The 22279-nt window shown below is 41.1% G+C and carries 23 protein-coding genes; 18 read left to right on the forward strand and 5 right to left on the reverse strand.

Annotation, left to right across the window (positions count from 1 at the left end; all coding sequences use genetic code 11):
- The first annotated feature begins 21 nt into the window (after positions 1 to 21).
- Positions 22 to 762 (forward strand): nicotinamide riboside transporter PnuC, encoded by a 741-nt coding sequence (gene pnuC, locus V6W77_RS01180; protein ID WP_025236536.1) that lies wholly within the window; start codon positions 22 to 24, stop codon positions 760 to 762.
- Positions 763 to 820: 58 nt separating this feature from the next.
- Here pnuC and malQ read toward each other — a convergent pair whose 3' ends face one another.
- Both malQ and purD read right to left on the reverse strand, forming a co-directional pair.
- A complete protein-coding gene (gene malQ / locus V6W77_RS01185) occupies positions 821 to 2839 on the reverse strand; it encodes a 4-alpha-glucanotransferase (RefSeq protein ID WP_334253535.1) in 2019 nt (672 codons plus the stop codon).
- A 107-nt stretch (positions 2840 to 2946) separates the two neighbouring features.
- On the reverse strand, positions 2947 to 4233 hold the full coding sequence (gene purD / locus V6W77_RS01190; protein ID WP_334253536.1) for a phosphoribosylamine--glycine ligase: 1287 nt from the start codon (positions 4231 to 4233) through the stop codon (positions 2947 to 2949).
- A 231-nt stretch (positions 4234 to 4464) separates the two neighbouring features.
- On the opposite strand from purD, the gene rpsF reads away from it, so the two are divergent.
- From rpsF to rplI, 4 genes are read left to right on the forward strand one after another with little or no spacing between them, the layout of a single operon-like run.
- Positions 4465 to 4839: a 30S ribosomal protein S6 gene (rpsF, locus tag V6W77_RS01195; protein WP_025236533.1), complete on the forward strand. Its 375-nt coding sequence runs from the start codon at positions 4465 to 4467 to the stop codon at positions 4837 to 4839.
- Between the two features lies 1 nt (position 4840).
- Positions 4841 to 5188 carry a primosomal replication protein N gene (gene priB / locus V6W77_RS01200; RefSeq protein ID WP_334253537.1) on the forward strand — a complete coding sequence of 116 codons (348 nt, stop codon included), beginning with the start codon at positions 4841 to 4843 and terminating at the stop codon, positions 5186 to 5188.
- Positions 5163 to 5390 carry a 30S ribosomal protein S18 gene (rpsR, locus tag V6W77_RS01205; RefSeq protein WP_005598105.1) on the forward strand — a complete coding sequence of 76 codons (228 nt, stop codon included), beginning with the start codon at positions 5163 to 5165 and terminating at the stop codon, positions 5388 to 5390. Before priB ends, rpsR begins: the two co-directional genes overlap by 26 nt.
- Before the next feature lie 15 nt (positions 5391 to 5405).
- Positions 5406 to 5855 (forward strand): 50S ribosomal protein L9, encoded by a 450-nt coding sequence (rplI, locus tag V6W77_RS01210; RefSeq protein ID WP_334253538.1) that lies wholly within the window; start codon positions 5406 to 5408, stop codon positions 5853 to 5855.
- A gap of 53 nt (positions 5856 to 5908) precedes the next feature.
- On the opposite strand, the gene dnaQ is transcribed toward rplI, so the two are convergent.
- Complete coding sequence (dnaQ, locus tag V6W77_RS01215) at positions 5909 to 6685, reverse strand: DNA polymerase III subunit epsilon (RefSeq protein ID WP_334253539.1); 777 nt, start codon at positions 6683 to 6685, stop codon at positions 5909 to 5911.
- A 190-nt stretch (positions 6686 to 6875) separates the two neighbouring features.
- Here dnaQ and V6W77_RS01220 point away from each other — a divergent pair, with 190 nt between their 5' ends.
- Positions 6876 to 7034 (forward strand): hypothetical protein, encoded by a 159-nt coding sequence (locus V6W77_RS01220; RefSeq protein ID WP_176672200.1) that lies wholly within the window; start codon positions 6876 to 6878, stop codon positions 7032 to 7034.
- A gap of 76 nt (positions 7035 to 7110) precedes the next feature.
- Here V6W77_RS01220 and ettA read toward each other — a convergent pair whose 3' ends face one another.
- On the reverse strand, positions 7111 to 8781 hold the full coding sequence (gene ettA, locus V6W77_RS01225; protein ID WP_025236529.1) for an energy-dependent translational throttle protein EttA: 1671 nt from the start codon (positions 8779 to 8781) through the stop codon (positions 7111 to 7113).
- Positions 8782 to 9016: 235 nt separating this feature from the next.
- Here ettA and rsxA point away from each other — a divergent pair, with 235 nt between their 5' ends.
- From rsxA to V6W77_RS01275, 10 genes are all read left to right on the forward strand, one after another.
- Positions 9017 to 9598: an electron transport complex subunit RsxA gene (gene rsxA / locus V6W77_RS01230; protein ID WP_334253540.1), complete on the forward strand. Its 582-nt coding sequence runs from the start codon at positions 9017 to 9019 to the stop codon at positions 9596 to 9598.
- Positions 9598 to 10215, forward strand: coding sequence for an electron transport complex subunit RsxB (gene rsxB, locus V6W77_RS01235; RefSeq protein ID WP_025236527.1), 618 nt, complete (start codon positions 9598 to 9600; stop codon positions 10213 to 10215). Before rsxA ends, rsxB begins: the two co-directional genes overlap by 1 nt.
- Positions 10202 to 12418 (forward strand): electron transport complex subunit RsxC, encoded by a 2217-nt coding sequence (gene rsxC / locus V6W77_RS01240; RefSeq protein WP_334253541.1) that lies wholly within the window; start codon positions 10202 to 10204, stop codon positions 12416 to 12418. The genes rsxB and rsxC overlap by 14 nt, the downstream gene beginning before the upstream one ends.
- Complete coding sequence (locus tag V6W77_RS01245) at positions 12411 to 13046, forward strand: trimeric intracellular cation channel family protein (protein WP_025236525.1); 636 nt, start codon at positions 12411 to 12413, stop codon at positions 13044 to 13046. Before rsxC ends, V6W77_RS01245 begins: the two co-directional genes overlap by 8 nt.
- 39 nt (positions 13047 to 13085) lie before the next feature.
- Positions 13086 to 14141 carry an electron transport complex subunit RsxD gene (gene rsxD, locus V6W77_RS01250; RefSeq protein WP_334253542.1) on the forward strand — a complete coding sequence of 352 codons (1056 nt, stop codon included), beginning with the start codon at positions 13086 to 13088 and terminating at the stop codon, positions 14139 to 14141.
- Positions 14141 to 14773, forward strand: a complete 633-nt coding sequence (gene rsxG, locus V6W77_RS01255) for an electron transport complex subunit RsxG (protein WP_025236523.1) — start codon at positions 14141 to 14143, stop codon at positions 14771 to 14773. The genes rsxD and rsxG overlap by 1 nt, the downstream gene beginning before the upstream one ends.
- A gap of 8 nt (positions 14774 to 14781) precedes the next feature.
- Positions 14782 to 15465 (forward strand): electron transport complex subunit E, encoded by a 684-nt coding sequence (locus tag V6W77_RS01260; RefSeq protein ID WP_334253543.1) that lies wholly within the window; start codon positions 14782 to 14784, stop codon positions 15463 to 15465.
- A gap of 127 nt (positions 15466 to 15592) precedes the next feature.
- Complete coding sequence (lpxM, locus tag V6W77_RS01265) at positions 15593 to 16543, forward strand: lauroyl-Kdo(2)-lipid IV(A) myristoyltransferase (protein ID WP_334253544.1); 951 nt, start codon at positions 15593 to 15595, stop codon at positions 16541 to 16543.
- Between the two features lie 108 nt (positions 16544 to 16651).
- A complete protein-coding gene (locus V6W77_RS01270; protein WP_334253545.1) occupies positions 16652 to 17023 on the forward strand; it encodes a type II toxin-antitoxin system RelE/ParE family toxin in 372 nt (123 codons plus the stop codon).
- Between the two features lie 3 nt (positions 17024 to 17026).
- Positions 17027 to 17329 carry a helix-turn-helix domain-containing protein gene (locus V6W77_RS01275; protein ID WP_334253546.1) on the forward strand — a complete coding sequence of 101 codons (303 nt, stop codon included), beginning with the start codon at positions 17027 to 17029 and terminating at the stop codon, positions 17327 to 17329.
- A 43-nt stretch (positions 17330 to 17372) separates the two neighbouring features.
- Here V6W77_RS01275 and V6W77_RS01280 read toward each other — a convergent pair whose 3' ends face one another.
- Positions 17373 to 18827: an aminoacyl-histidine dipeptidase gene (locus tag V6W77_RS01280; protein ID WP_334253547.1), complete on the reverse strand. Its 1455-nt coding sequence runs from the start codon at positions 18825 to 18827 to the stop codon at positions 17373 to 17375.
- 214 nt (positions 18828 to 19041) lie between these two features.
- On the opposite strand from V6W77_RS01280, the gene V6W77_RS01285 reads away from it, so the two are divergent.
- Both V6W77_RS01285 and V6W77_RS01290 read left to right on the forward strand, forming a co-directional pair.
- A complete protein-coding gene (locus V6W77_RS01285) occupies positions 19042 to 20676 on the forward strand; it encodes a factor H binding protein domain-containing protein (RefSeq protein WP_334253548.1) in 1635 nt (544 codons plus the stop codon).
- Positions 20677 to 20760: 84 nt separating this feature from the next.
- Positions 20761 to 22170, forward strand: coding sequence for a surface lipoprotein assembly modifier (locus tag V6W77_RS01290; RefSeq protein ID WP_334253549.1), 1410 nt, complete (start codon positions 20761 to 20763; stop codon positions 22168 to 22170).
- Positions 22171 to 22279: the final 109 nt, after the last annotated feature.

Here is a 22279-nt window from a genome sequence, read left to right on the forward strand (position 1 = left end):
TTTTTTACATCGGAGGCGTATATGCAAGATTCATCATTTTCAACGAAATTAAAACAAGAACTTTTCGGCGGTTGGACTAAATTTGAAGCAGGGTGGCTGCTGACTTTCCTTGCGATACAAATCGCCATTTTTATTTACCAACCAGATAGCTGGATTGCCACTATTGCAGCAATTACAGGCATTTTATGTGTCGTTTTTGTGGGTAAGGGGAAAATCAGTAACTACTTTTTCGGCTTAATTTCTGTTTCGCTTTATGCTTATATTTCATACACTTTCCAGCTTTATGGCGAGATGATGTTAAATTTACTCGTTTATGTACCGGTGCAATTTATCGGGTTCTATTTCTGGCGTAAAAATATGACAAGCCAAAATACGGTAAATAATGCAGGGGTAGAGGAAGTGATTGCAAAAGCCCTAACCGCGAAGCAGTGGGGGATTGTGATTATCTCTGCAATTATCGGTACATTCCTTTATGTTGAATTACTGAAATATTTAGATAGTGCTTTACCGTTACTTGATGGAGCAACAGTGGTTATTTCAATTGTGGCTCAAATCCTAATGGTGCTACGTTACCGTGAACAATGGGCGTTGTGGATTATCGTTAATATTATGACGATTTCACTTTGGACGGCAATGTACTTCCAAAACGGCGAAACCAGCTTACCGTTATTAGTGATGTATGTGATGTATCTTTGTAACTCTATTTATGGTTATTACAACTGGATTAAGCTTCACAGAAATCATCAGCAAGAGATTAGATAATTAAGTACAAGCGGTTGTTTTTCAGTAAAGTTTTACGAAAAAACAACCGCTTGTTACATTATTTCTTGCGAATGGTGTTGATGTCTGTAAGCAATTTTTGGATATCCGGATTTGCAAAAATCTGCTCCGTCGTGGCTGATAATTTTCTTCGCCAGTTCGGGTATTCTGTGCTTGTTCCAGGAATGTTCACAGGCTCTAGCATATTCAACCAATCTTCAGGTTGTGTACCAAATAACGCACTGTTGGTGTGTGCTACATAGCGTTGCAATTGGTGGGTGAATTTCACGGTTATGCCCACTTCATTTGGCTCGAGTTCCATTACCTTTTCCACTGCTGTGCGGATATTTAAACGGTCATAAGATCGCTCTTCTTTTAGCTTGCGTAATACCGCTTTACTTGGGTAAGTATCAAATTTTTCGCCTAACTCAAAGTCATAGCCTTTCCAATAGCCTTGAATTGTTGGTAAATCGTGTGTACTAAGCGTTGTCATTGCTTGGTAAGGGTAATCTTCCAGCGACTTATAGCTATTTTCTGCTTTTTCAAAATAGAAAATGTTGTAGGCTAAAATGCCTTTTTCTTCCAGAGATTCTAAAATCCCTTCTGGCACAGTACCAAGAGCTTCAGCAATAATTAAACATTGATGGCGTTGGCTTTCTAACGCCAAAATGGAAAGCAGATCGTCTAACGGATAGCGAATGTAAATCCCTTCTTTAGCTGATTCACCATTTGCTACCCACCACATACGGGCAAAACCAAGAATATGATCGATGCGTAATGCACCACAATGTTTCATATTGGCTCGCACCAACTCAATGAAAGGTTGATAGCCTCGGGTTGCTAAAATATGTGGGTGCATTGGTGAAAGCCCCCAGCCCTGTCCATTTGGGGCAAGCATATCAGGCGGTGCTCCGATAGAAGCCTCTTGCACAAATAATGCTTTATCTGCCCAAGTTTCCGCTCCATTATTAGTTACACCTACCGCTAAATCACGGTAGAAACCAATCGGCATGTTTAATGATTTAGCAAAATGATCACATTCTGAAAGCTGCTGAATAGCAATAAATTGTAACCACATATAAAAACGGATAAGTTGGGCTTGAGTTTGCTGAAATTCTGCAACCTTAGGCGATTGGTAATTTTGATATTCTTCTGTCCAATCCTGCCAACCACCGTGCAGACCAAGTTGCTCAGAAAAGTGTTGGTGTAAAGCATCAAAGGTTGCTTGAATTTTTAACGATTCTCCCGATTGTTCAATAAAATCGTTAAATTCGGCTTGGCTTTCGGTTGAGAATTGCTCAAAGGCAAAATGTAATGCGGTTAATTTCAGTTTGGTTACTGTGCTGTAATCCACGTAATCTCTAGCCCTTAATTCAGCAAGTTGCTGCTGAATATCTGTAGCGTTAAACCATTCTTGGGCTTTTTTCGATTGTTTGAATGCCTCAACTGCATTGATATCAATATAGATAATATTTTGCCACAAGCGAGATGACGGACTGTAAGGGCTTGCCCCTTCAGGGTTGGCTGGAAATAGAGCGTGAATTGGGTTTAGACCGACAAAATCTGCACCATATTCAGCAATCTTTGCAAGAAATTGCTTCAAATCACCAAAATCACCCACGCCCCAGTTTTGTGCTGAGCGTAACGTATAAAGCTGTAAAAATGCACCCCATAATTTTTTCTGTTGTTGTAATAGGGTAGGCTGAAAGGCTTTTTCAGGGGTAACTATTAGAGAACAGTTTTCCTCTGTCTCCTCTGTTTTAAGCAAGAGAGTGTGATAGCCCAAAGGGAGATCTTTTGGCAGGGTTAAAACTGCCTCTTCACTTTTTTCAATTTCGCCTGTTAATTGTTCGCCATTTTCAAGAGTGATTATCCATCGTGCTTTATCGTCATTTGCAAAAAAAAGTGGAATTTCAACCGCTTGTTTCTCTTTAATCACTTTTACAAGCGGTAAGATTTTCGGAGTTTTTTGCAAATCTAAAGGTGCATTTAAAATTTTCTCGATTTTCTCAAATGCACTCGGATTGGCATATTCTTGAATATTCGGATCGTAAAAATAAGGGTTGATTGTAGTTGTCATAATTTCCTTAGTTTTTATTATTTAGCTTATAAAATAAGCAGCAATAATAACTGTAAAAATAAAGGCATACAATATTTGGTATGCCTTTATTAACTATACATTTAAGCTTATTTACCTTCTTCTCTTGCAACAGCTCGATAACCAATATCTTTGCGATAGAATCTGCCTGTCCATTGGATTTGTTCGGCAAGTTTTAAAGCTTTTTGTTGGGCTTCAAACACGCTGTTACCGAGGGCTGTGGCACAAAGCACACGCCCGCCGTTGGTGAGTAATTTACCCTCTTTTTGTTCCACACCGGCAAGGAAAACTTTTTGGTTTGCAGTTGCGGTAGGAATGCCGGTGATTTCATCGCCTTTGCGGTAATCGCCCGGGTAGCCTTCAGCGGCAAGCACGATACCAAGAGCGGCTTGTTCGCACCATTTTGATTTGATTGTATCTAATTTTTCTTCACAGGCTTTTAAGCAGAGTTCGACTAAGTCTGATTCCAAACGCATCATAATCGGTTGAGTTTCAGGATCACCAAAGCGGCAGTTAAATTCAATCACTTTCGGCTGACCGTTTGGCATAATCATTAAGCCTGCGTATAAAAAGCCGGTGTATGGATTATTTTCACTCGCCATTCCACGCACGGTTGGGTAGATAATTTCTTCCATTACACGGTTGTGAATTTCAGCGGTTACAACCGGAGCCGGTGAATAAGCCCCCATTCCGCCGGTGTTTAAACCTTTATCGCCTTCGCCTACACGTTTGTGGTCTTGCGAGGTTGCCATCGGCTCCACATTTTTGCCGTCCACCATCACGATAAAGCTCGCTTCTTCGCCGTCTAAAAATTCTTCGATTACCACACGGCTGCCGGCTTCCCCAAAGGCGTTACCTGAAAGCATATCACGCACAGCATCTTCGGCTTCTTGTAAGGTCATTGCCACAATTACGCCTTTGCCTGCGGCTAAACCGTCCGCTTTAATCACAATCGGAGCACCTTTTTCTTTTAAGTAGGCAAGTGCCGGTTCAACTTCGGTGAAGTTTTGGTATTCAGCAGTCGGAATATTATGGCGAGCCAAGAAATCTTTAGTAAAGGCTTTTGAGCCTTCTAACTGTGCAGCAGCTTGGGTTGGACCAAAAATTTTTAAACCATTGGCACGGAAAGCATCAACCACACCGGCAACGAGCGGAGCTTCAGGACCAACGATAGTTAAGCCAATCTCCTGTTCTTTGGCAAAGGCAACAAGATTAGGTAAATCCGTGCCGGAAATTGCTACATTTTCAATACCGTTTTCGGTTGCAGTTCCTGCATTACCCGGAGCAACAAAAACCTTGTCTGCTAATGGAGATTGGCGGACTTTCCACGCAAGAGCGTGCTCACGCCCACCGTTGCCGATAATTAAAATGTTCATATAATTCCTTGATAAAATAAAAAGCAAACGTTTGCGTATTGTACTTTATTTATTTGTTTGATGACAAGCGGTCGTTTTTACTCAATTTTTTGCAAAAAGATGAATTGTTGCTTGCAAAATAGGCTTTTTTCCGTATAATTCCGCTGTTCAGTCACATCCGTTTTTTAATCCTTGCTTCCACAAGTTGGTGACTGGCTAAAGTTGGAGGCTGCTAACCCGTAAGGATAGTCAATGCGTCACTACGAAATCGTTTTTATGGTTCACCCGGACCAAAGCGAACAAGTACCGGCAATGATTGAGCGTTACACAGCATCTGTTAAAGAAGCTGGCGGTCAAGTTCATCGCTTAGAAGATTGGGGTCGTCGTCAATTAGCATACCCAATCAACAAACTTCACAAAGCACACTATGTGTTAATGAATGTAGAAGCGCCACAAAGCGTAATCGATGAGTTAGAAACTAACTTCCGCTACAACGATGCGGTTCTTCGTAACTTAATCGTTCACACTAAAGCGGCGGTAACAGAAGCGTCTCCAATGTTAAAAGCACGTGAAGAGCGTAAACCTGTTGAAGCAGCAGAAGTTGAAGTAGAAGAAGCAGGCGAATAATTTGTCTGTTGAAAATTGTTTAATTTTAAGTGGCAAAGTTGCCAGCTTAGTTAAACAGAGCCTTAGCCCGCTAGGAGTTCCACATTACAGTTTTTGGTTGGAACATCGTTCAAATCAAATAGAAGTGGATTTAGAACGTCAAGCGTGGTGCAAAATCCAAGTGATTTTGAGCGGCAATCAATTTAGTTATTTAACCCAACAAATTAAGCTCGGTGAGAGCGTGAGAATTAAAGGTTTTATCCATACTCACAAAGACTATAACGGTTTAAACCAATTAGTTTTACACACCGAACAAATTGAATTTATAGATCAGGAGAAGCCAAATGGCACGTTATTTCCGTCGTCGTAAGTTCTGCCGTTTTACAGCGGAAAATGTTGTTGAAATCGATTACAAAGATATCGCTACATTAAAGAACTACATTTCTGAAAGCGGCAAGATTGTTCCTAGCCGTATTACTGGTACTCGTGCGAAGTATCAACGTCAATTAGCTCGTGCTATCAAACGCGCTCGCTACCTTGCGTTACTTCCATATACTGATAACCACCAATAATCAGGAGAGAGTACAATGCAAGTTATTTTATTAGACAAAGTTGCTCACTTAGGTTCTGTGGGCGACCAAGTAACAGTTAAATCTGGTTTTGCTCGTAACTTCTTAATCCCACAAGGTAAAGCAGTTATGGCAACAGCAGCTAACATTGCTCACTTCGAAGCACGCCGTGCAGAATTAGAAGCGAAAGCAGCGGATGCATTAGCAACTGCACAAGCTCGTGCAGCTAAAATTGCTGAAATTGCAGCTGTATCAGTATCTGCAACAGCAGGTGATGATGGTCGTTTATTCGGTTCTGTTTCTGCTAAAGACATCGCTGAAGCATTAACTGCAGCAGGCGTTGAAGTTGCTAAATCTGAAGTTCGTTTAGGCGAAGGTCCACTTCGTACAACAGGCGAACACCAAGTTAAAATTCACTTACACCCTGAAGTGAATGCAACTGTAGCAGTAAACGTTGTTGCTGAATAATCAGTAATAAAGATAAAAATAAACCCAGCGTAGTGCTGGGTTTATTTTTTGAATTAATTTAAGATTTCTGCTTCTTCAGTCATTGTTTTTGTCCAAAGACAATTTCCTTTCGATTTCTTTTCAATCAGCTTTAATAATGCCAAATGCGATTCTTCCTCTTCAGTATTGGCTTTAAGAATAATAGCGTCATCTGCATTTAGTGTAATTGCTGAAAATTCTTCTTCACTATCGACAACAACCGATGTCGTTTCTGCTTCTTCTTCGCCTAGTAATGAAATTTGCCCGCCGGTCATCATCAAGAAAACATCGGCTAGGATCTCTGCATCCAGCAAAGCTCCGTGAAGTACACGCTTGCTGTTATCAATGCCTAAACGGTCGCACAAAGCATCTAAATTATTTCGCTTACCCGGATACATCTTACGTGCCATTTGTAGGCTATCGGTAACTGTACACATTTCAGATGTTTTAGCCGGAGGATTAGGCAGATAAGAAAATTCCTGATCCATAAATGCCACATCGAAGGGTGCATTATGAATAATCAGCTCAGCTCCTTTGATGAAATCTAAAAACTCATCGGCGATGTCAGCAAAAACAGGTTTATCCTGCAAAAATTCATTGGTAATTCCGTGAACTGCAATCGCTTCTTCATCGACTTCACGCGGTGGTTTGATATAAACGTGGTAAGTTCGCCCGGTCAAACGGCGGTTAATTACTTCAACCGCTCCGATTTCGATAATATTATGCCCAATTTGTGGCGGTCCACCTGCCATATTCATTCCTGTGGTTTCAGTATCCAGAACCACTTGGCGAATAATTTTTTCTTCTGTCATATTTTTCCTTTCTATAATTTGATCTTGTAAAATTTTACCAAAATTGAACCGCTTGTAGAGAAATTTTTACTTTGAGTTTTAAAAGTAGATTAAATGCACAAAAACCATACATTGAATGTGGTTAAATTGCTTTCGTTAAAAGATGATTTTTAATATAATATAAAAGCTTTAATTTTAAAGGAGACAAAATATGAAAAATATAATGAAAATTTTTGCAGTTGTATCTGTTGTTGCAACATTATCCGCTTGTACAGGTGTGCGTGGACACGACGGTTCAGGTCCTGTATGTGAAAATGCGACCTTTATGGGCATTTCTATTATTGAAGCGGTTTCTCCGTGTAAAAAATAAATTCTATTTTTATACATAGAGATATGAAAAAGCTCAAATCTGATGGCAGATTTGAGCTTTTTTAGTTTATTACGCTTTATTTCGCAATTCGTTTATATTTCACACGATGCGGCTGAGTAGCGGCTTCACCAAAGGTTTTCTTCTTCCACTCTTCGTAGTCGGAGAAGTTACCTTCGTAGAAGGTTACTTTACCTTCATCGCCGTAATCTAAAATGTGGGTGGCGATACGGTCTAAGAACCAGCGGTCGTGCGAGATAACCATTGCACAGCCAGGGAATTCTAGGATCGCATTTTCCAACGCACGAAGGGTTTCTACATCAAGGTCGTTGGTCGGTTCGTCCAGTAACAGTACGTTACCGCCACGTTGTAGAAGTTTCGCTAAGTGTAAACGACCACGTTCACCGCCCGATAATTCGCCCACACGTTTTTGTTGATCCACACCTTTGAAGTTGAAACGTCCAACGTAAGCACGGCTTGGGATCTCAAAGTTGCCGATGGTTAAAATATCTTGTCCGTTTGATACTTCTTCCCACACGGTTTTCTTATCGTCCATTGCATCACGGAACTGATCCACAGAAGCAAGCACCACAGTTTCACCCATTACAATAGAGCCGCTATCCGGCTGTTCTTGTCCTGAAAGCATACGGAATAAGGTGGATTTACCTGCACCGTTTGCCCCGATAATACCAACAATCGCCCCTTTCGGAATGCTGAATGAGAGATCATCAATTAAAGTACGTTCGCCATAAGATTTGGTTAAATTTTGCACCTCAATCACTTTATCACCTAAACGTGGACCAGGTGGAATAAAGAGTTCGTTGGTTTCGTTACGTTTTTGATATTCGCCGCTGTTAAGTTCGTCAAAGCGAGCCATACGTGCCTTGCTTTTCGCTTGGCGACCTTTTGGATTTTGGCGTACCCACTCCAACTCTTTCTCAATCGATTTTTGACGAGCCGATTCCGCTGCTTGCTCTTGGGCAAGACGTTTTTCTTTCTGCTCCAACCAAGATGAGTAGTTACCTTCCCAAGGAATACCCTCACCACGGTCAAGCTCTAAGATCCAGCCAGCAACGTTATCTAAGAAGTAACGGTCGTGGGTAATCGCGACAACAGTGCCTTCGTAATCGTGTAAGAAACGTTCTAACCATGCCACAGACTCTGCATCCAAGTGGTTGGTCGGTTCGTCTAACAACAACATATCCGGTTTTTCGAGCAACAAGCGACAAAGTGCCACACGGCGGCGTTCGCCCCCTGATAAATGCTCGATTTTGGCGTCCCAATCCGGCAAGCGTAATGCGTCTGCCGCACGTTCTAATTGGTTATCTAAGTTATGACCATCGTGGGCTTGGATAATCGCCTCAAGTTCCGCTTGTTTCGCTGCCAACTTGTCGAAATCGGCATTTTCGTCTGCATACATTGCATAAACTTCATCTAATTGAGTTAATGCATTTTTCACTTCTGAAACGGCTTCTTCAACCGCTTCACGCACGGTTTGTTGCGGATCAAGTTTTGGTTCTTGCGGTAAATAACCGATTTTAATGCCAGGTTGTGGGCGAGCTTCACCTTCAAACTCTTTATCCACACCTGCCATAATGCGTAATAAAGTGGATTTACCCGCACCGTTTAAACCTAAAACCCCGATTTTTGCACCCGGGAAGAAGCTTAAAGAAATATCTTTAAGAATATGACGCTTCGGTGGCACAACTTTGCCGACTCGGTGCATCGTATAAACAAATTGACTTGACATTGTTCGTATTCCTCACAAAAAAATTCGCTTTATTCTACTTGAATTTTAGCTTGAAATATAGGGTGGTTTTTCGCTTAAAAAAGTACCTCTGATTTTTTATTGTGAATGAAGTAAAAACAGGGGATAATATCACGTTTATTTTAATGAGCTACTTTAACAAGCGGTCAGATTTTCTCTGTTTTTTGCAAAATAAAATGCGTTTTTGACCGCTTGTATGTTTAATTTTGTGGATGTTATGGTCGATTATATTCTGTTAGTCATCAGCACCGCCCTAATCAACAACTTTGTTCTAGTGAAATTCCTAGGGCTTTGTCCGTTTATGGGGGTGTCGAAAAAGGTAGAAACCGCAATCGGAATGGGGCTTGCCACCACTTTCGTTTTGACGGTTGCCTCGCTCTCTGCCTATTTGGTGGAAACTTACCTGCTTGAGCCGCTCAATGCCGAGTTTTTAAGAACCTTGGTGTTTATTTTGGTGATTGCGGTGATTGTTCAGCTAACGGAGATGATTGTTCATAAAACCAGCCCGACTCTTTATCGCTTATTAGGCATCTACTTACCGCTGATTACTACTAACTGTTCGGTGCTTGGGGTGGCGTTATTAAACGTGAATTTATCTAATAACCTAGTGGAATCCGTACTTTATGGTTTCGGTGCCGCAGCTGGGTTCTCGCTTGTTTTGGTATTATTTGCCGCTCTGCGTGAACGTTTAGCCGCTGCTGATGTGCCTCGTCCATTCCAAGGAGCATCTATCGCCTTAATTACCGCAGGCTTGATGTCGCTTGCCTTTATGGGCTTTACAGGATTGGTGAAACTCTAATGCTTGATTTACCAATTATTGCTTATATTCTTATCGCTATCGCTTTTATCGCACTGATTTTCGGGGCGATTTTGGGCTATTCCTCAATTAAGCTAAAAGTTGAAGCCGATCCGATTGTTGAACAAATTGATGCTTTATTACCGCAGAGCCAATGCGGGCAATGCGGTTATCCGGGTTGTAAACCTTACGCAGAAGCGATTGCTAATGGTGATGTCATTACAAAATGTGTACCGGGTGGACGACCTTTGGTGGTTAATCTTGCCGAGCTATTAGGGGTTGAAGTACCGCCAATGGAGGGAATGGAAGAGCCCGAAGTCAAAGTAGCTTTTGTGATTGAAGATCTTTGCATTGGTTGTACTAAATGTATTCAGGCTTGTCCTGTTGATGCCATTATCGGTACGAACAAAGCAATGCACACGATCATTCCTGATCTCTGTACAGGTTGCGAGCTTTGTGTTGCCCCTTGCCCAACTAACTGTATTGAAATGATCCCGGTTAAACAAACCACGAACTCGTGGAATTGGAAATTTGACCAAAATTTAATTATTCCTGTGGTAAATACAACAGAATTACAGAAAAAATTGGTAACAGGCGGAGGGAAGAATGAGCAATCCTAACTTAGTGATTGAGCGTATCCGCCAAAACAAAGAAACCGGCAAGTTATGGGATTTCCCGGGTGGTATTCACCCGATGGAAAATAAAGATCAATCTAATAGTAAGCCGATTCGAACCCTCAATTTACCTCGCTTTTTCTATGTGCCGCTGGTTCAGCATTCCGGTTGGGCGGGAGAGCTATTAGTAAAAGTGGGCGATTTGGTGCTAAAAGGGCAACCGCTCACTAAAGGTGATAACTACCGTCAGCTTCCGGTACATAGCCCAACATCAGGACGAGTGATTGGCATTGAGCCTTATGTTTCCACCCACGCTTCGGGCTTACCTGAAATGACGATTATCATCGAAACCGATGGCAAAGATGAGTGGGTAGAACGCCAGCCGATAGAGGATTTCCTAAGTCTTACAAGCGATCAAATTATCCAAAAAGTTTACCAATATGGTATTGCCGGTTTAGGCGGTGCGGTATTCCCAACTGCAACAAAATTAAGCCTTGCGGATAAACGCTGTAAATTGCTTGTGATTAACGGGGCAGAATGTGAACCTTACATCACTTGTGATGACCGCTTAATGCAAGATTGTACGCAGGATCTGATTGAGGGAATTCGGATCTTGCGTTATGTGCTTCGCCCCGAAGAAGTGGTAATTGCGATTGAGGATAACAAACCGCACGCCATTAAAGCACTAGAAGAAGCCTTGAAAGGTTCAAATGATATGTTTGTGCGAGCCATTCCGACTAAATATCCGTCCGGGGCATCTGATCAGTTAATCCAAGTATTGACCGGGCTTGAAATTCCGGCAGGACAACGCACGATTCAAATGGGTATTGTAATGCACAATGTCGGCACAGCGTATGCCGTTAAACGTGCGATTATTGATGACGAGCCGTTAATTGAGCGAGTGGTTACTCTGACTGGCGACAAAATCCGCAACAAAGGCAATGTGTGGGCAAGGCTCGGTACACCAATTCAGCATTTGTTAGAACAAGTGGACTACCAAGCTGACAAGCGTTTTCCTGTGTTTATGGGCGGACCAATGATGGGCTTTATTTTGCCTTCATTGCAAGCTCCTGTAACCAAAACCGTAAACTGCTTGATTGCCCCGGATCATTTTGAATACGCACCACCGGAACCTGAACGTAGTTGCATTCGCTGCTCAAGCTGCTCTGATGCTTGCCCTGTGGGGTTATTACCACAGCAGCTTTATTGGTTTGCCAGAGCGGAAGATCACGACAAATCTAAAGAGTACAATTTGGATGCTTGTATTGAGTGTGGCGTTTGTGCCTATGTTTGCCCAAGCTATATTCCACTTATTCAGTATTTCCGCCAAGAAAAAGCGAAAATCAATGAAATTGAAGAAAAAGCTCGCAAGGCAGAAGAAGCTAAAATCCGTTTTGAAGCACGAGAAGCCCGTTTACAAAAAGAACGAGATGCAAGAACGGCTCGAATTACCCAAGCGGCTGAAAAACGTCGTGAAGAAGTGGCAAATGCGGGTGGTGTTGATCCTGTAAAAGCCGCTCTTGAACGTTTGAAAGCGAAGAAAGCAGCTGAAACAGCCCAAGAAACGCCAACAGAAGTACAAGCAAAACCTAACGGCGAGCCTGATAACAGCGATTTAATGGCACAACGTAAAGCCAGACGTTTAGCTAAACAGGCAGAGCAAGCGGTCGAAAAAGCAGAAAATATTGCAAACACTGAAACTGAAGCCACAGATAATGCTGAAACTGACCCTCGCAAAGCTGCAGTTGCCGCAGCACTTGCTCGAGCCAAAGCGAAAAAAGAGGCTCAGAAAGATCCTGTAGTGGAGAACAGTAATTCGCCCGAAACAACAAACAATGTGGAAACCGATCCACGCAAAGCAGCAGTTGCTGCCGCCCTTGCCAGAGCCAAAGCGAAAAAAGAAGCTCAACAAGCGGTTGAAAAAGCAGAAAATATTGCAACTGTAGGGGAGAATTACAGTTCGCCTGAACCTACAGAAAATGTGGAAACCGATCCACGCAAAGCGGCGGTTGCTGCCGCCCTTGCCAGAGCCAAAGCGAAAAAAGAAGCTCAACAAGCGGTTGAAAAAGCAGAAAATATTACAACTGTAGGGGCGAATAGCAATTCGCCCAAAACGGAAAGCGAAGATCCACGCAAAGCCGCTGTAGCTGCTGCCATTGCTCGAGCCAAAGCTCGTAAGCAAGCTGAACAGGAGCAAAAAGATGTTTAGTGAGCTAATTCCACCACTGCCTTGGTCGTTCCTGTTTATTCAGGATTTAATCGGTACAATCGTGTTTGCCATTTCAGGGGCAATTGCGGCTCGCCAGCACAAAATGGATATTTTCGGAATGTTTATTTTAGCGTTTGTAACAGGCGTAGGTGGTGGCACATTGAGGGATATGATGATTGGCTCAACTCCGGTATTTTGGATGAAGCAGCCGATTTATGTGCTGATGATTAGCTTGGCAGTAGTAATTACGGCGATTTTCCGCAATCAAATTTCCCGCAAAAGTTGGCAAACAGGCTTGTTGGTATTCGATGCGATTGGGCTTGGTGTATTTACGGTGATTGGGGTACAAAAAGGCTTAGATTTTGGGCTTCACCCATTAATTTGTGTGGCACTGGGCGGTGTTACCGGTTGTTTCGGTGGTGTGATTCGAGATATTTTACGCAATGAAGTGCCGATTGTGCTACAAAAAGAAGTTTATGTAACGGCAAGCTTGATTGGTGGTGTGATTTTTGTGATGGCAAATTCATTTGGGCTAGAAAGTGATTGGGTTTATCTCGCCACTGTTTTCACCGTTATTATTATCCGCTTATTAGCAATTCGGTTTAATTTGAATTTGCCAAAGGTTTAATTAGATCTTTTCTTATTTTTTATAAAAAGGCTTATATTAATGTTCAAAATTGTAAGTTCCCCACATACCCATTCAAGCAATCTTACAGCAAATTTTATGCTGTGGGTTATTGCGATGATGTTGCCCGCACTTGGGGTTCAACTTTACTATTTCGGTTTCGGGGTGCTAATCCAAATTGTGATTGCGATTGCGTTGGCAATTATCATTGAAGTGGGAATTGCAAAATTACGCAAAAAAACGACCGCTTTCTATTTGGCGGATATGTCGGGCATTTTAACCGCATTGATTTTAGCAATGTCGATCCCACCTTATGCTCCTTATTGGATCATCATCATTGGTATTATTGCCGCTCTTTTATTAGCAAAACATAGCTATGGCGGCTTAGGGCAGAATCTGTTTAATCCTGCAATGATTGGTTATGCCTTATTATTGGTTTCTTTCCCTGTACAGATGACTTCTTGGATTGTGCCGATTGATTTGTTAAATGAGCCACCTACATTTAGTGATGCAATTTCATTAATTTTCAGTGGAGTAACCAGCGATGGTTTTAGCCTTCACCAATTAGTGAGTAGCGTTGATGGCATCGCACAAGCCACACCGTTAGACAGTATGAAAAGCAGTTTAGCCAAATCCGGTTTCGCTGCTGTAATGAATACGCCGATTTTTAACGGATTATTTGCAACAGGCTGGCTACAACTGAATATTGCCTTTTTATTAGGTGGACTTGTGCTGATTTATAAGCGAATTATCCATTGGCAAATTCCTGTTTCAATGCTTGCTGCCTTTATCGTTTTAAGTGGTATAACTGAGTTGGTAACAGATCAAGCATATCTTCATTTTGTCAGCCATTTATTCAGTGGTGCGATGATGTTTGGGGCGTTTTTTATTGCTACTGATCCTGTCAGTGCTTCTATTACCCCAAGAGGAAAACTGATTTTCGGGGCGTTGGTCGGCGTTTTGCTTTATGTGATCCGCTATTACGGCAATTATCCTGATGCAATTGCGTTTTCCGTATTATTGGCAAATATCTGCGTACCGTTAATCGACCACTACACACAACCAAGACTTTACGGTACGAAATTGGATAGAAAATAATGAATACCTCAAAAATCACGTTAAAATATGCCTTAATTTTAGGCTTGATTGCGTTGTTAAGTACCGCAGTTTCCACCGGTGTGTATCTGCTTACTAAAGGCAGAATTGACGATGTAACGGCAATGCAGCAACGTAAATTATTAGAAGAAGTTGTGCCGAGAAGCCTTTTTGACAATGATGTATTAGGCAGTTGTAAACTGCTTCAGCTTGAAAATGCTCCTTATCTGAACCGCATTTATATTGCAAAAAAATCGGAAAAAACGACCGCTTACTTAATTCAAAGTACAGCTCCGGACGGTTATTCAGGCAATATCGTATTATTAATGGGAATAGAGCCAAATGGTAATCTGTTAGGTGTACGCACGCTAGAACATAAAGAAACGCCGGGCTTGGGTGATAAAATTGAAACTCGTGTGTCAGACTGGATTTTATCTTTCACTAATAAACATTTTAGCTTAGAAAATGAAGCCGAATGGAATGTGAAAAAAGATGGCGGACAATTTGACCAATTCACTGGTGCGACCATTACGCCTCGTGCAGTAGTGAATAATATCCGCCAAAGTGCAAAATGGGCTCTCACAGAGCTTGCACAAAATCCGCAAATGATCGACCAATTTAAAGATTGTAAATAGGGTATAAAATGGAAAGAGAAAACCAAATCCCTGTAACCAATATTGAGATAGAGCCCAAACAGGTGGCTGTTTGGCGAGATCTGTTTACCGATGGTGTATGGAAAAATAACGGTGCGTTAGTTCAATTATTGGGGCTTTGCCCGTTGCTGGCGGTTTCAAACAGCGTAACCAATGCGTTAGGTTTAGGCTTAGCGACAATGTTTGTGCTGATTTTTACCAATGTAACCGTCTCGCTTTTCCGTAAAATTACGCCGCACGATATCCGCATTCCGGTTTATGTGATGATTATCGCAACCGTTGTAACGGCAGTACAGCTTCTAATGAATGCCTTTGCATTCCCTGTGTATCAATCGCTAGGTATTTTTATTCCGTTGATTGTTACCAACTGTATTGTTATCGGGCGAGCAGAAGCCTATGCTTCGAAAAATGAAGTAAAATTCTCCGCCTTTGATGGTTTTTCAATGGGGTTAGGTATGACCTTAAGCCTTGTGGTGCTGGGGGCATTGCGTGAGATTATCGGTAATGGAACGCTTTTCTACGGTTTAGATTTATTACTCGGCAACTGGGCAAAAGCACTCTATATTGATGTATTACATATTGATTCAGGATTGTTACTTGCGATTTTACCGCCGGGAGCCTTTATTGGGCTTGGGGTGATATTGGCGGTGAAGAATATTATTGATAAGAAGTGATTGTATTACTTTCTTTGACAGTAACATTATGGAGATCTAAGACCCCTCTTTGCTAAAGAGGGGAATTTATCTAGCGTTATTCATCTCTGTTGATAAAGAAAGTAGCAATAATATTGAGGAATACAGAATGACAAGAATTACCGCTCAAGACGGTTACACTCACAAATTCCTATGGTCTTTTCTCCACCCAAAGTATTGGGGGGTGTGGTTAGGCGTATTGGGACTTGTGATTTTGGCGTATGTGCCGGCAGGAATAAGAGATAAATTTTCTGCTTTTGTGGGAAGAACTGCCTATAAATATCTCAAAAAGAAAAATAAAAAAGGCTATCATCGGGCAAAAGTAAACTTACGCTATTGCTTTCCGCAGTGGAGTGAGCAAAAACGGGAAGATGTAGTTGAAAAAATGTTTATCACAGTGGCTCAAACAATGTTAGCGATTGGTGAAACGGCTATTCGCCCTGTTGCTTATTTGCAAAAACGTTGTGAATTTACAGGCTTTGAACACGTAGTAAAAGCCAAAGAGAGCGGTAAAAACGTGATAATGCTTGTGCCACATACTTGGTCTATTGATATGGCGGGCGTGGCAATGTTCTCGTTAGGTTATCCGATGACCTCAATGTACAATCCACACCGCAATGCGTTAGTCGATTGGCTATGGAACATTACCCGAGAGCGTTTAGGTGGAAGAATGCATACTCGGCAAAATGGTATTAAAGCCTTTTTAGCGGATGTACGCAAAGGCGATGTCGGTTATTTCCTTCCGGATGAAGATTTTGGTGAAGAATTAAGTGTGTACGCAGATTTCTTCGCAACTGAAAAAGCCACTCTTCCCGGTTTAAATAAAATGGCGAGAGTAGCTAACGCGGAAGTGATTCCAATGTTCTCAATCTATAATGCCGAAAAAGCAAAATATGAAATGGAAATTTTACCACCACTTGAATTTTCAGGCGATCCTGTTCAATCTGCCCGAGAAATGAACCGAGTGATTGAATATTTTGTAGAGAAGAACCCGGAGCAATATGTTTGGATTTTACGTTTGCTCAAAACCAGACGAAATGGGGAAGATATTTATAGATAATGTAAAGGCGGAAATTTATCCGCCTTTGTTCTATTTAAGAAATTATTTAATTTACACCTTGTTGCTTATTAGATAAAATCATCATAAATGATTATTTTTGAGGTTGCTATGGTAGAAATGAATGAGGAAGTAAAGCCTAATTTTACAGTACATATTTTAGCTCAAACGAAAAAAGCAATCTCTAAAATGCCTTTATCATTACAAGAGAAAATCTATTTTGATTTAGATGATCTTGCAGTTTATGGCAATGACTTGCAAGAGCCTAAAGTACGGGATTTAGGTGATAGTCTTAAGGAGTTAAGAACTTCTGCTAAAGATGGTATTGCTCGCAGTTTCTTCTTTTTTCATATTGGTAAGCAGATTTATGTAATTCACGCTATACAAAAGAAAACGCAGAAGACTCCAAAACAAGATTTACATCTAGCCAAAGAAAGAATGCGGCAAGTTAAATTACAGCTTGCTCAGCAAAATAAGGAGTAACTAATGGAAAATGAAAAATTAGAGTTTGTGTCTTTAGATGAATTTAAACAGGAGTTACTGGAGCAAGATCCAAGTTTTATAGAGCGTTTAAAAGTGCATAAATTGCAACAAGCGATGATTCAACAACTAAAACAAGATCGTATTTCTCAAAAACTTTCTCAACAAGAGATTGCACAACGAACAGGTATTAAAACCCAAAATATCAGTCGTCTTGAAAGAGGTTTGGTTATTCCGAAAGCAGATACTCTAATAAAGTATGCTCAAGCTCTAGGTGGGTCATTCCAATATATTCCAAGCCGTAGCTAGTGAAATGCCCTCCAGTTGAGGGCATTTTTTAATATATCTTAGATTATTTCTTTGGAGTTTGTGCCAAAATCTGTGTTAATAACTTCCAATACGTTTCCACCGCCGGAATATGCACTTTTTCATCTGGTGAGTGGGCGTTGAGAATAGTTGGTCCAATCGACACAAAATCCATATTAGGATAGATTTTATTGATTAAACCGCATTCTAAACCTGCGTGAATAACTTTAATTTGAGATTCATAACCTAAAATATCATCATAAATCGCTTTGGTTAATGGGGTGATTTTTGAATCTGGATTTGGTTCCCAGCCCGGATAATTGCCGGAAAAATCAACCTCCGCTCCCACAAGGGTAGCTAATGAGCGAATTTTACTGCGAATATCGGCTTTGCCACCTTCAATTAAAGAGCGAGCAAGAATAGTCGCTTTTACATCGCTCTCTTTGGTACTCAGCACGCCAATGCTTAATGAAGTTTCCACCACATTTTCCACAACATCGCTATTACGCACCACACCATTTGGCAGAGCGTTAATGAAGTGAATTACACGTGCGGTACTTGCCGGGTCGAATGCTTGTTCAGGCACGTCAGCTTCTTCAATGAAAAATTGGAAGTTTGGCTCTGCAATTCTGAGCTCTGTTTTTAATTGCTCGGCAGTTTGGGTTAAACAAGCGGTCAATTTTTCCTTATTTTCTGCAGAAACAATCAGTGTTGCGTGAGCTTCACGTGGAATAGCGTTACGCACAGAACCACCTTGAACAGCGGAAATTTGAAATTCCACTTCGTTGTAAGCTTCTTCCAATATACGAGCAAAAACTTTAATCGCATTTGCTCGAGTTGTGTGGATATCACAACCTGAATGCCCGCCTTGTAAGCCTTTAAGCGTAAAGGTAAGAGTCGCATCTTGCTGATGTGGCACTAAAAAAACGGGAAGCGTTATATTCACATTTTCGCCACCGGCACAGCCGATATAAATTTCACCATTTTCTTCGGTATCGGTATTAATCATAATATCGGCAGTCAGCCAGTTCGGGCGTAAACCAATCGCCCCTTCCATTCCCGCTTCTTCCGTCATTGTGAGCAGCACTTCAATGGTTGGGTGGGCTAAATCATCACTATCTAACACCGCTAAGCACGAAGCTAAACCGATGCCGTTATCAGCCCCAAGTGTTGTACCTTTCGCTTTCACCCATTCACCGTCAATATAAGGCTGGATTGGGTCTTTTTTGAAATCGTGAACTGTGCCGGCATTGGCTTGTGGCACCATATCTAAATGAGCTTGTAGGGCAATGACGGCACGATCTTCCATTCCTGCCGTTGCAGGCTTACGGATTAACACGTTACCCGCTTCATCACGCTCTACAAAGAAATTTTTCGATTTTGCCCAATTTACAATAAATTCAGCCAATTCCTCTTCGTGATAAGAGGGGTGGGGAATAGCACACACTTTATCAAACCATTGCCAGAGCAGTTGAGGGGCGAGAGTTGAAATTTCAGACATAATGAGCTCCTTTTGTAAAAAATTGAGAAAAAATCACCGCTTGTATTTAAGCTGGATAGCTATCTCTACCATTGTAGAATAATTTGAGATGAATTTAATAAAAAAATCTTAAAAAAGTGAAAAAAGTACTTGATGACGAGTTGTTTTTTTTTTGTACAATCTGCGTGTGTTTTAAACACAAAAATCATCTTTTATCTTACAAAAGGAACATTCTATGTCTATCAAAAAAGTAACATTGGCAAGTTTGATTTTATTGAGTTTAACGGCTTGTAGTAGTGGCGGCTCCGGTGGCAACTCTAACAATGCAACAAAACCGAATGCTAAACCGCAAACCACTCAACAACAAACCGATAAAGCCGTAGCTGAGAAGGCAGCGAAGGACAAGGCTGCTAAAGAAAAAGCAGCGAAAGAGAAAGCAGAAGCAGAGCGTTTAGCGGCAGAAAAAGCGGCGAAAGAGAAAGCGGAAGCGGAACGTCTAGCAGCCGAAAAAGCAGCAAAAGAAAAAGCGGAAGCAGAGCGTTTAGCGGCAGAAAAAGCAGCGAAAGAGAAAGCCGAAGCAGAGCGTTTAGAAGCCGAAAAAGCAGCAATAGAAAAAGCGGCGAAAGAGGAAGCGGAACGTTTAGCAGCAGAAAAAGAAGCGAAAGAGAAAACGGAAATTGAGCGATTAAAAGCACTTGCAATTAAGGCTGGATATTCTGATTCAGAAGCAGAGAGTTTTGCTAAGGATAATTTAAATGGGGAGCCAAATAATTACTTATCAAGTTTAGGTTGGGAAAAATATAACAAAGTACACAAAGCTGCATTAAAAGCAGGCTTATCAGAGGAGCAAGCACAACAATTAGCTTCAGAATATAGTGCAGTAGATGCAGATATTACTAATGCAGATAAAGATATTTCAAGTCTGGTAACAGAAAAAGTAGCGAAAGAGAAAGCAGAAGCGGAACGTTTAGCAGTAGCAGCAGAAAAAGCAGCGAAAGAGAAAGCAGAAGCAGAGCGTTTAGCGGCAGAAAAAGCAGCGAAAGAGAAAGCGGAAGCAGAGCGTTTAGCGGCAGAAAAAGCGGCGAAAGAGAAAGCAGAAGCAGAACGTTTAGCAGCGGAAAAAGTTCGCTTTGATCAATTAGTTGAAATGGCAAAATCAGAAGGATTACCAGATTCAAAAGCTCAGATTTTTGCAAAAAATAATATAGAAAGTACTAGTGATATTGCAAAAGCAAATCTTGATGTAATGGTTATTGATAATGCTAAAGGTATTACTAGTGCAAATTGGCAGAATGGTTTGACAGAGTACAATAAATCATTCTCTCCAATTAATAGTTCTAGTACAAGCTGTAGTAATGGTGGATGCACAACTTACACCGAAAATACTGTAAATACATCGGGTTCATTACTTTATAACCAAAAATATTCTGTGGTGGTTGGAAATTATTCCTCTAAAACAGGTACTATTAACGGTGGATTTGTATCTGAGAATTCTTTTAATCCTCGTGCTAAAGGTTTGAAAACTAAAGTAGATGCTATCCCTACTGAGGGTAAGGCAACTTATTTAGGGCACGCCTTTGATGCCTACCATACTGGTAGTGAAGGGCAAGGAAAACTTAGCTATAATGTCGATTTTGGTAAACGTATAGGGTCAGGTAAAGTAGATAGCTTAAGACACGAACCAAATGTTGTATTAGCAGAAGGAAAAATTTCTAAGGGTGGAATTAGTGGAAAAGCTTCCTCAAGCTTTGATTCAGATGGTTCTTATCGAATTGAATTCTTTGGACCAAATGCAGAAGAAATTGGTGGTAAAATGACATTAGGTAAAGATAATTACGGTCTTGCCGGCACTCGTGGCGATATCCAATAATAACCTTTTCTAATATCCAATGCCGTTTAACAACAAATTAAACGGCATTTATATTAACCGTATCTACCCATTTTCTTTATCTTTATGAAAAAATATACCCTGTTATTTCCACTTTTCAGCCCTTTTGCTTTGGCAGAAACGGTAATTGAGCACAACACCGACCCGATTTCGTTTGAACGTCATTCACAAGCGGTGAAATTTGAACAAAAATTTGCAAAAAAGCCACAAAAAACGACCGCTTACCAACCTGAATATGCATTCAATCAGACTGTTGAACAGCAAATTAATCAAGCAATTTTGAGCCAAGATTGGGAAAATTTAGCACCGCTTTTAAGCCGCTATCAGCAAATGCTCAATGTTGATCCTTTACTTTGGCATTACGCCAAAGCGGCACTTGCCTATGCGAAAAAAGATCATCATTCAGCCATTTTTCACTACCGCCAATTACTCGCCAGAAATCCCAATTTGGTTTATCCACGTTTTGATTTAGCCTTAGTTTTGGCAGAAGATCAGCAATTTAGTGAGGCGGAGCGTGAATTTAGCCATATTCAAGCCAATTTACCGCCCGATTTAGGCAAAATTGCGGCGAATACTCAAATGCAAATTGCAGAAAATGAGCGTTGGCAGCCTGATTTTTATCTGCAATATACCCAAACCAATAATGTGAATAATGCGTCATCTTCGCCGATTGTGAACGTAAATGGGCGGATTTTCCGCAAAAATGAAGAAAATTTACCACAATCAGCCAAAGGCATTCGCTATGGCTTCGGGTTAAACAAATTGCAGAATTTGCGTGGTAATCATTTTGTAGGATTAGGGCTAAATTATAGTGGTATTTATTATTGGGATAATCAAGATTACCGTGAGCAATCTCTTTCTATCTCGCCAAATTATAGTTACCGTACGGCTCGTTATCGTTTGAGCTTTTCGCCGTTTATTGAGCAGAATTGGTTGGGAAGTAGCCGTTATAATTACCAATTTGGAGCAACGGTAAGTGGTTTGCGTTATCTCAATTCGCAATGGTTGGTGTCGGGGAGTTTTACGCATTTACAAAAACGCTATTTTGATGAGCTAACCGCAAGTCGTTATAACAGTTATCAGCACCAAATCAGTGGTGGATTGCAGTGGCAAGCGGTCAAAAACTGGCGATTTTTTGCAAATTTAGACGGCAGTCGTGAAATCGCTCGTGAGAAAGCTCAAACGTCAAATAAGTGGTTAGCAAGAGTTGGGGCGGTTTATCAGGGCGAAAAATGGGCAACTCAGGCAAGTTTAGGCTTTGGAAAACGCTATTTTGCCGATAAGCACTATTTATTTGGCTATAAACGGCAAGATAAGGAATATCAAGTTAATCTTGCGGTTTGGAATCGTACTTGGCATTGGCAAGGCATTGTGCCGAAGTTGAATTTCCGTTATCAAAAAATGGATAGTAATATTGCCGATTTTTACTCTCGACAAAATAAAGAACTGTTTTTTACGTTAGAGAAGCTATTTTAGTGCTGATTTTTTGCACTACGCATACGGTTGCGTAATAAGTTGTATAAAAAAATGAATGAAATGATGGCGAAAAAACCATTTTCAGGTTATTCTAGTGCAATTTTTTATA

The sequence above is a fragment of the Mannheimia indoligenes genome, assembly GCF_036880405.1.
Taxonomy (GTDB): Bacteria; Pseudomonadota; Gammaproteobacteria; order Enterobacterales; family Pasteurellaceae; genus Mannheimia; species Mannheimia indoligenes.

Coding starts and splice junctions, on each gene's coding strand:
- V6W77_RS01270 (WP_334253545.1), top strand. CDS start 16,652: ATGGTAGAAATGAATGAGGAAGTAAAGCCTAATTTTACAGTACATATT.
- rsxD (WP_334253542.1), top strand. CDS start 13,086: ATGTTCAAAATTGTAAGTTCCCCACATACCCATTCAAGCAATCTTACA.
- dnaQ (WP_334253539.1), bottom strand. CDS start 6,685: ATGACAGAAGAAAAAATTATTCGCCAAGTGGTTCTGGATACTGAAACC.
- ettA (WP_025236529.1), bottom strand. CDS start 8,781: ATGTCAAGTCAATTTGTTTATACGATGCACCGAGTCGGCAAAGTTGTG.
- V6W77_RS01275 (WP_334253546.1), top strand. CDS start 17,027: ATGGAAAATGAAAAATTAGAGTTTGTGTCTTTAGATGAATTTAAACAG.
- rsxB (WP_025236527.1), top strand. CDS start 9,598: ATGCTTGATTTACCAATTATTGCTTATATTCTTATCGCTATCGCTTTT.
- malQ (WP_334253535.1), bottom strand. CDS start 2,839: ATGACAACTACAATCAACCCTTATTTTTACGATCCGAATATTCAAGAA.
- V6W77_RS01285 (WP_334253548.1), top strand. CDS start 19,042: ATGTCTATCAAAAAAGTAACATTGGCAAGTTTGATTTTATTGAGTTTA.
- rpsR (WP_005598105.1), top strand. CDS start 5,163: ATGGCACGTTATTTCCGTCGTCGTAAGTTCTGCCGTTTTACAGCGGAA.
- rsxG (WP_025236523.1), top strand. CDS start 14,141: ATGAATACCTCAAAAATCACGTTAAAATATGCCTTAATTTTAGGCTTG.
- rsxC (WP_334253541.1), top strand. CDS start 10,202: ATGAGCAATCCTAACTTAGTGATTGAGCGTATCCGCCAAAACAAAGAA.
- rpsF (WP_025236533.1), top strand. CDS start 4,465: ATGCGTCACTACGAAATCGTTTTTATGGTTCACCCGGACCAAAGCGAA.
- V6W77_RS01290 (WP_334253549.1), top strand. CDS start 20,761: ATGAAAAAATATACCCTGTTATTTCCACTTTTCAGCCCTTTTGCTTTG.
- V6W77_RS01245 (WP_025236525.1), top strand. CDS start 12,411: ATGTTTAGTGAGCTAATTCCACCACTGCCTTGGTCGTTCCTGTTTATT.
- V6W77_RS01260 (WP_334253543.1), top strand. CDS start 14,782: ATGGAAAGAGAAAACCAAATCCCTGTAACCAATATTGAGATAGAGCCC.
- V6W77_RS01220 (WP_176672200.1), top strand. CDS start 6,876: ATGAAAAATATAATGAAAATTTTTGCAGTTGTATCTGTTGTTGCAACA.
- pnuC (WP_025236536.1), top strand. CDS start 22: ATGCAAGATTCATCATTTTCAACGAAATTAAAACAAGAACTTTTCGGC.
- lpxM (WP_334253544.1), top strand. CDS start 15,593: ATGACAAGAATTACCGCTCAAGACGGTTACACTCACAAATTCCTATGG.
- purD (WP_334253536.1), bottom strand. CDS start 4,233: ATGAACATTTTAATTATCGGCAACGGTGGGCGTGAGCACGCTCTTGCG.
- rsxA (WP_334253540.1), top strand. CDS start 9,017: ATGGTCGATTATATTCTGTTAGTCATCAGCACCGCCCTAATCAACAAC.
- V6W77_RS01280 (WP_334253547.1), bottom strand. CDS start 18,827: ATGTCTGAAATTTCAACTCTCGCCCCTCAACTGCTCTGGCAATGGTTT.
- rplI (WP_334253538.1), top strand. CDS start 5,406: ATGCAAGTTATTTTATTAGACAAAGTTGCTCACTTAGGTTCTGTGGGC.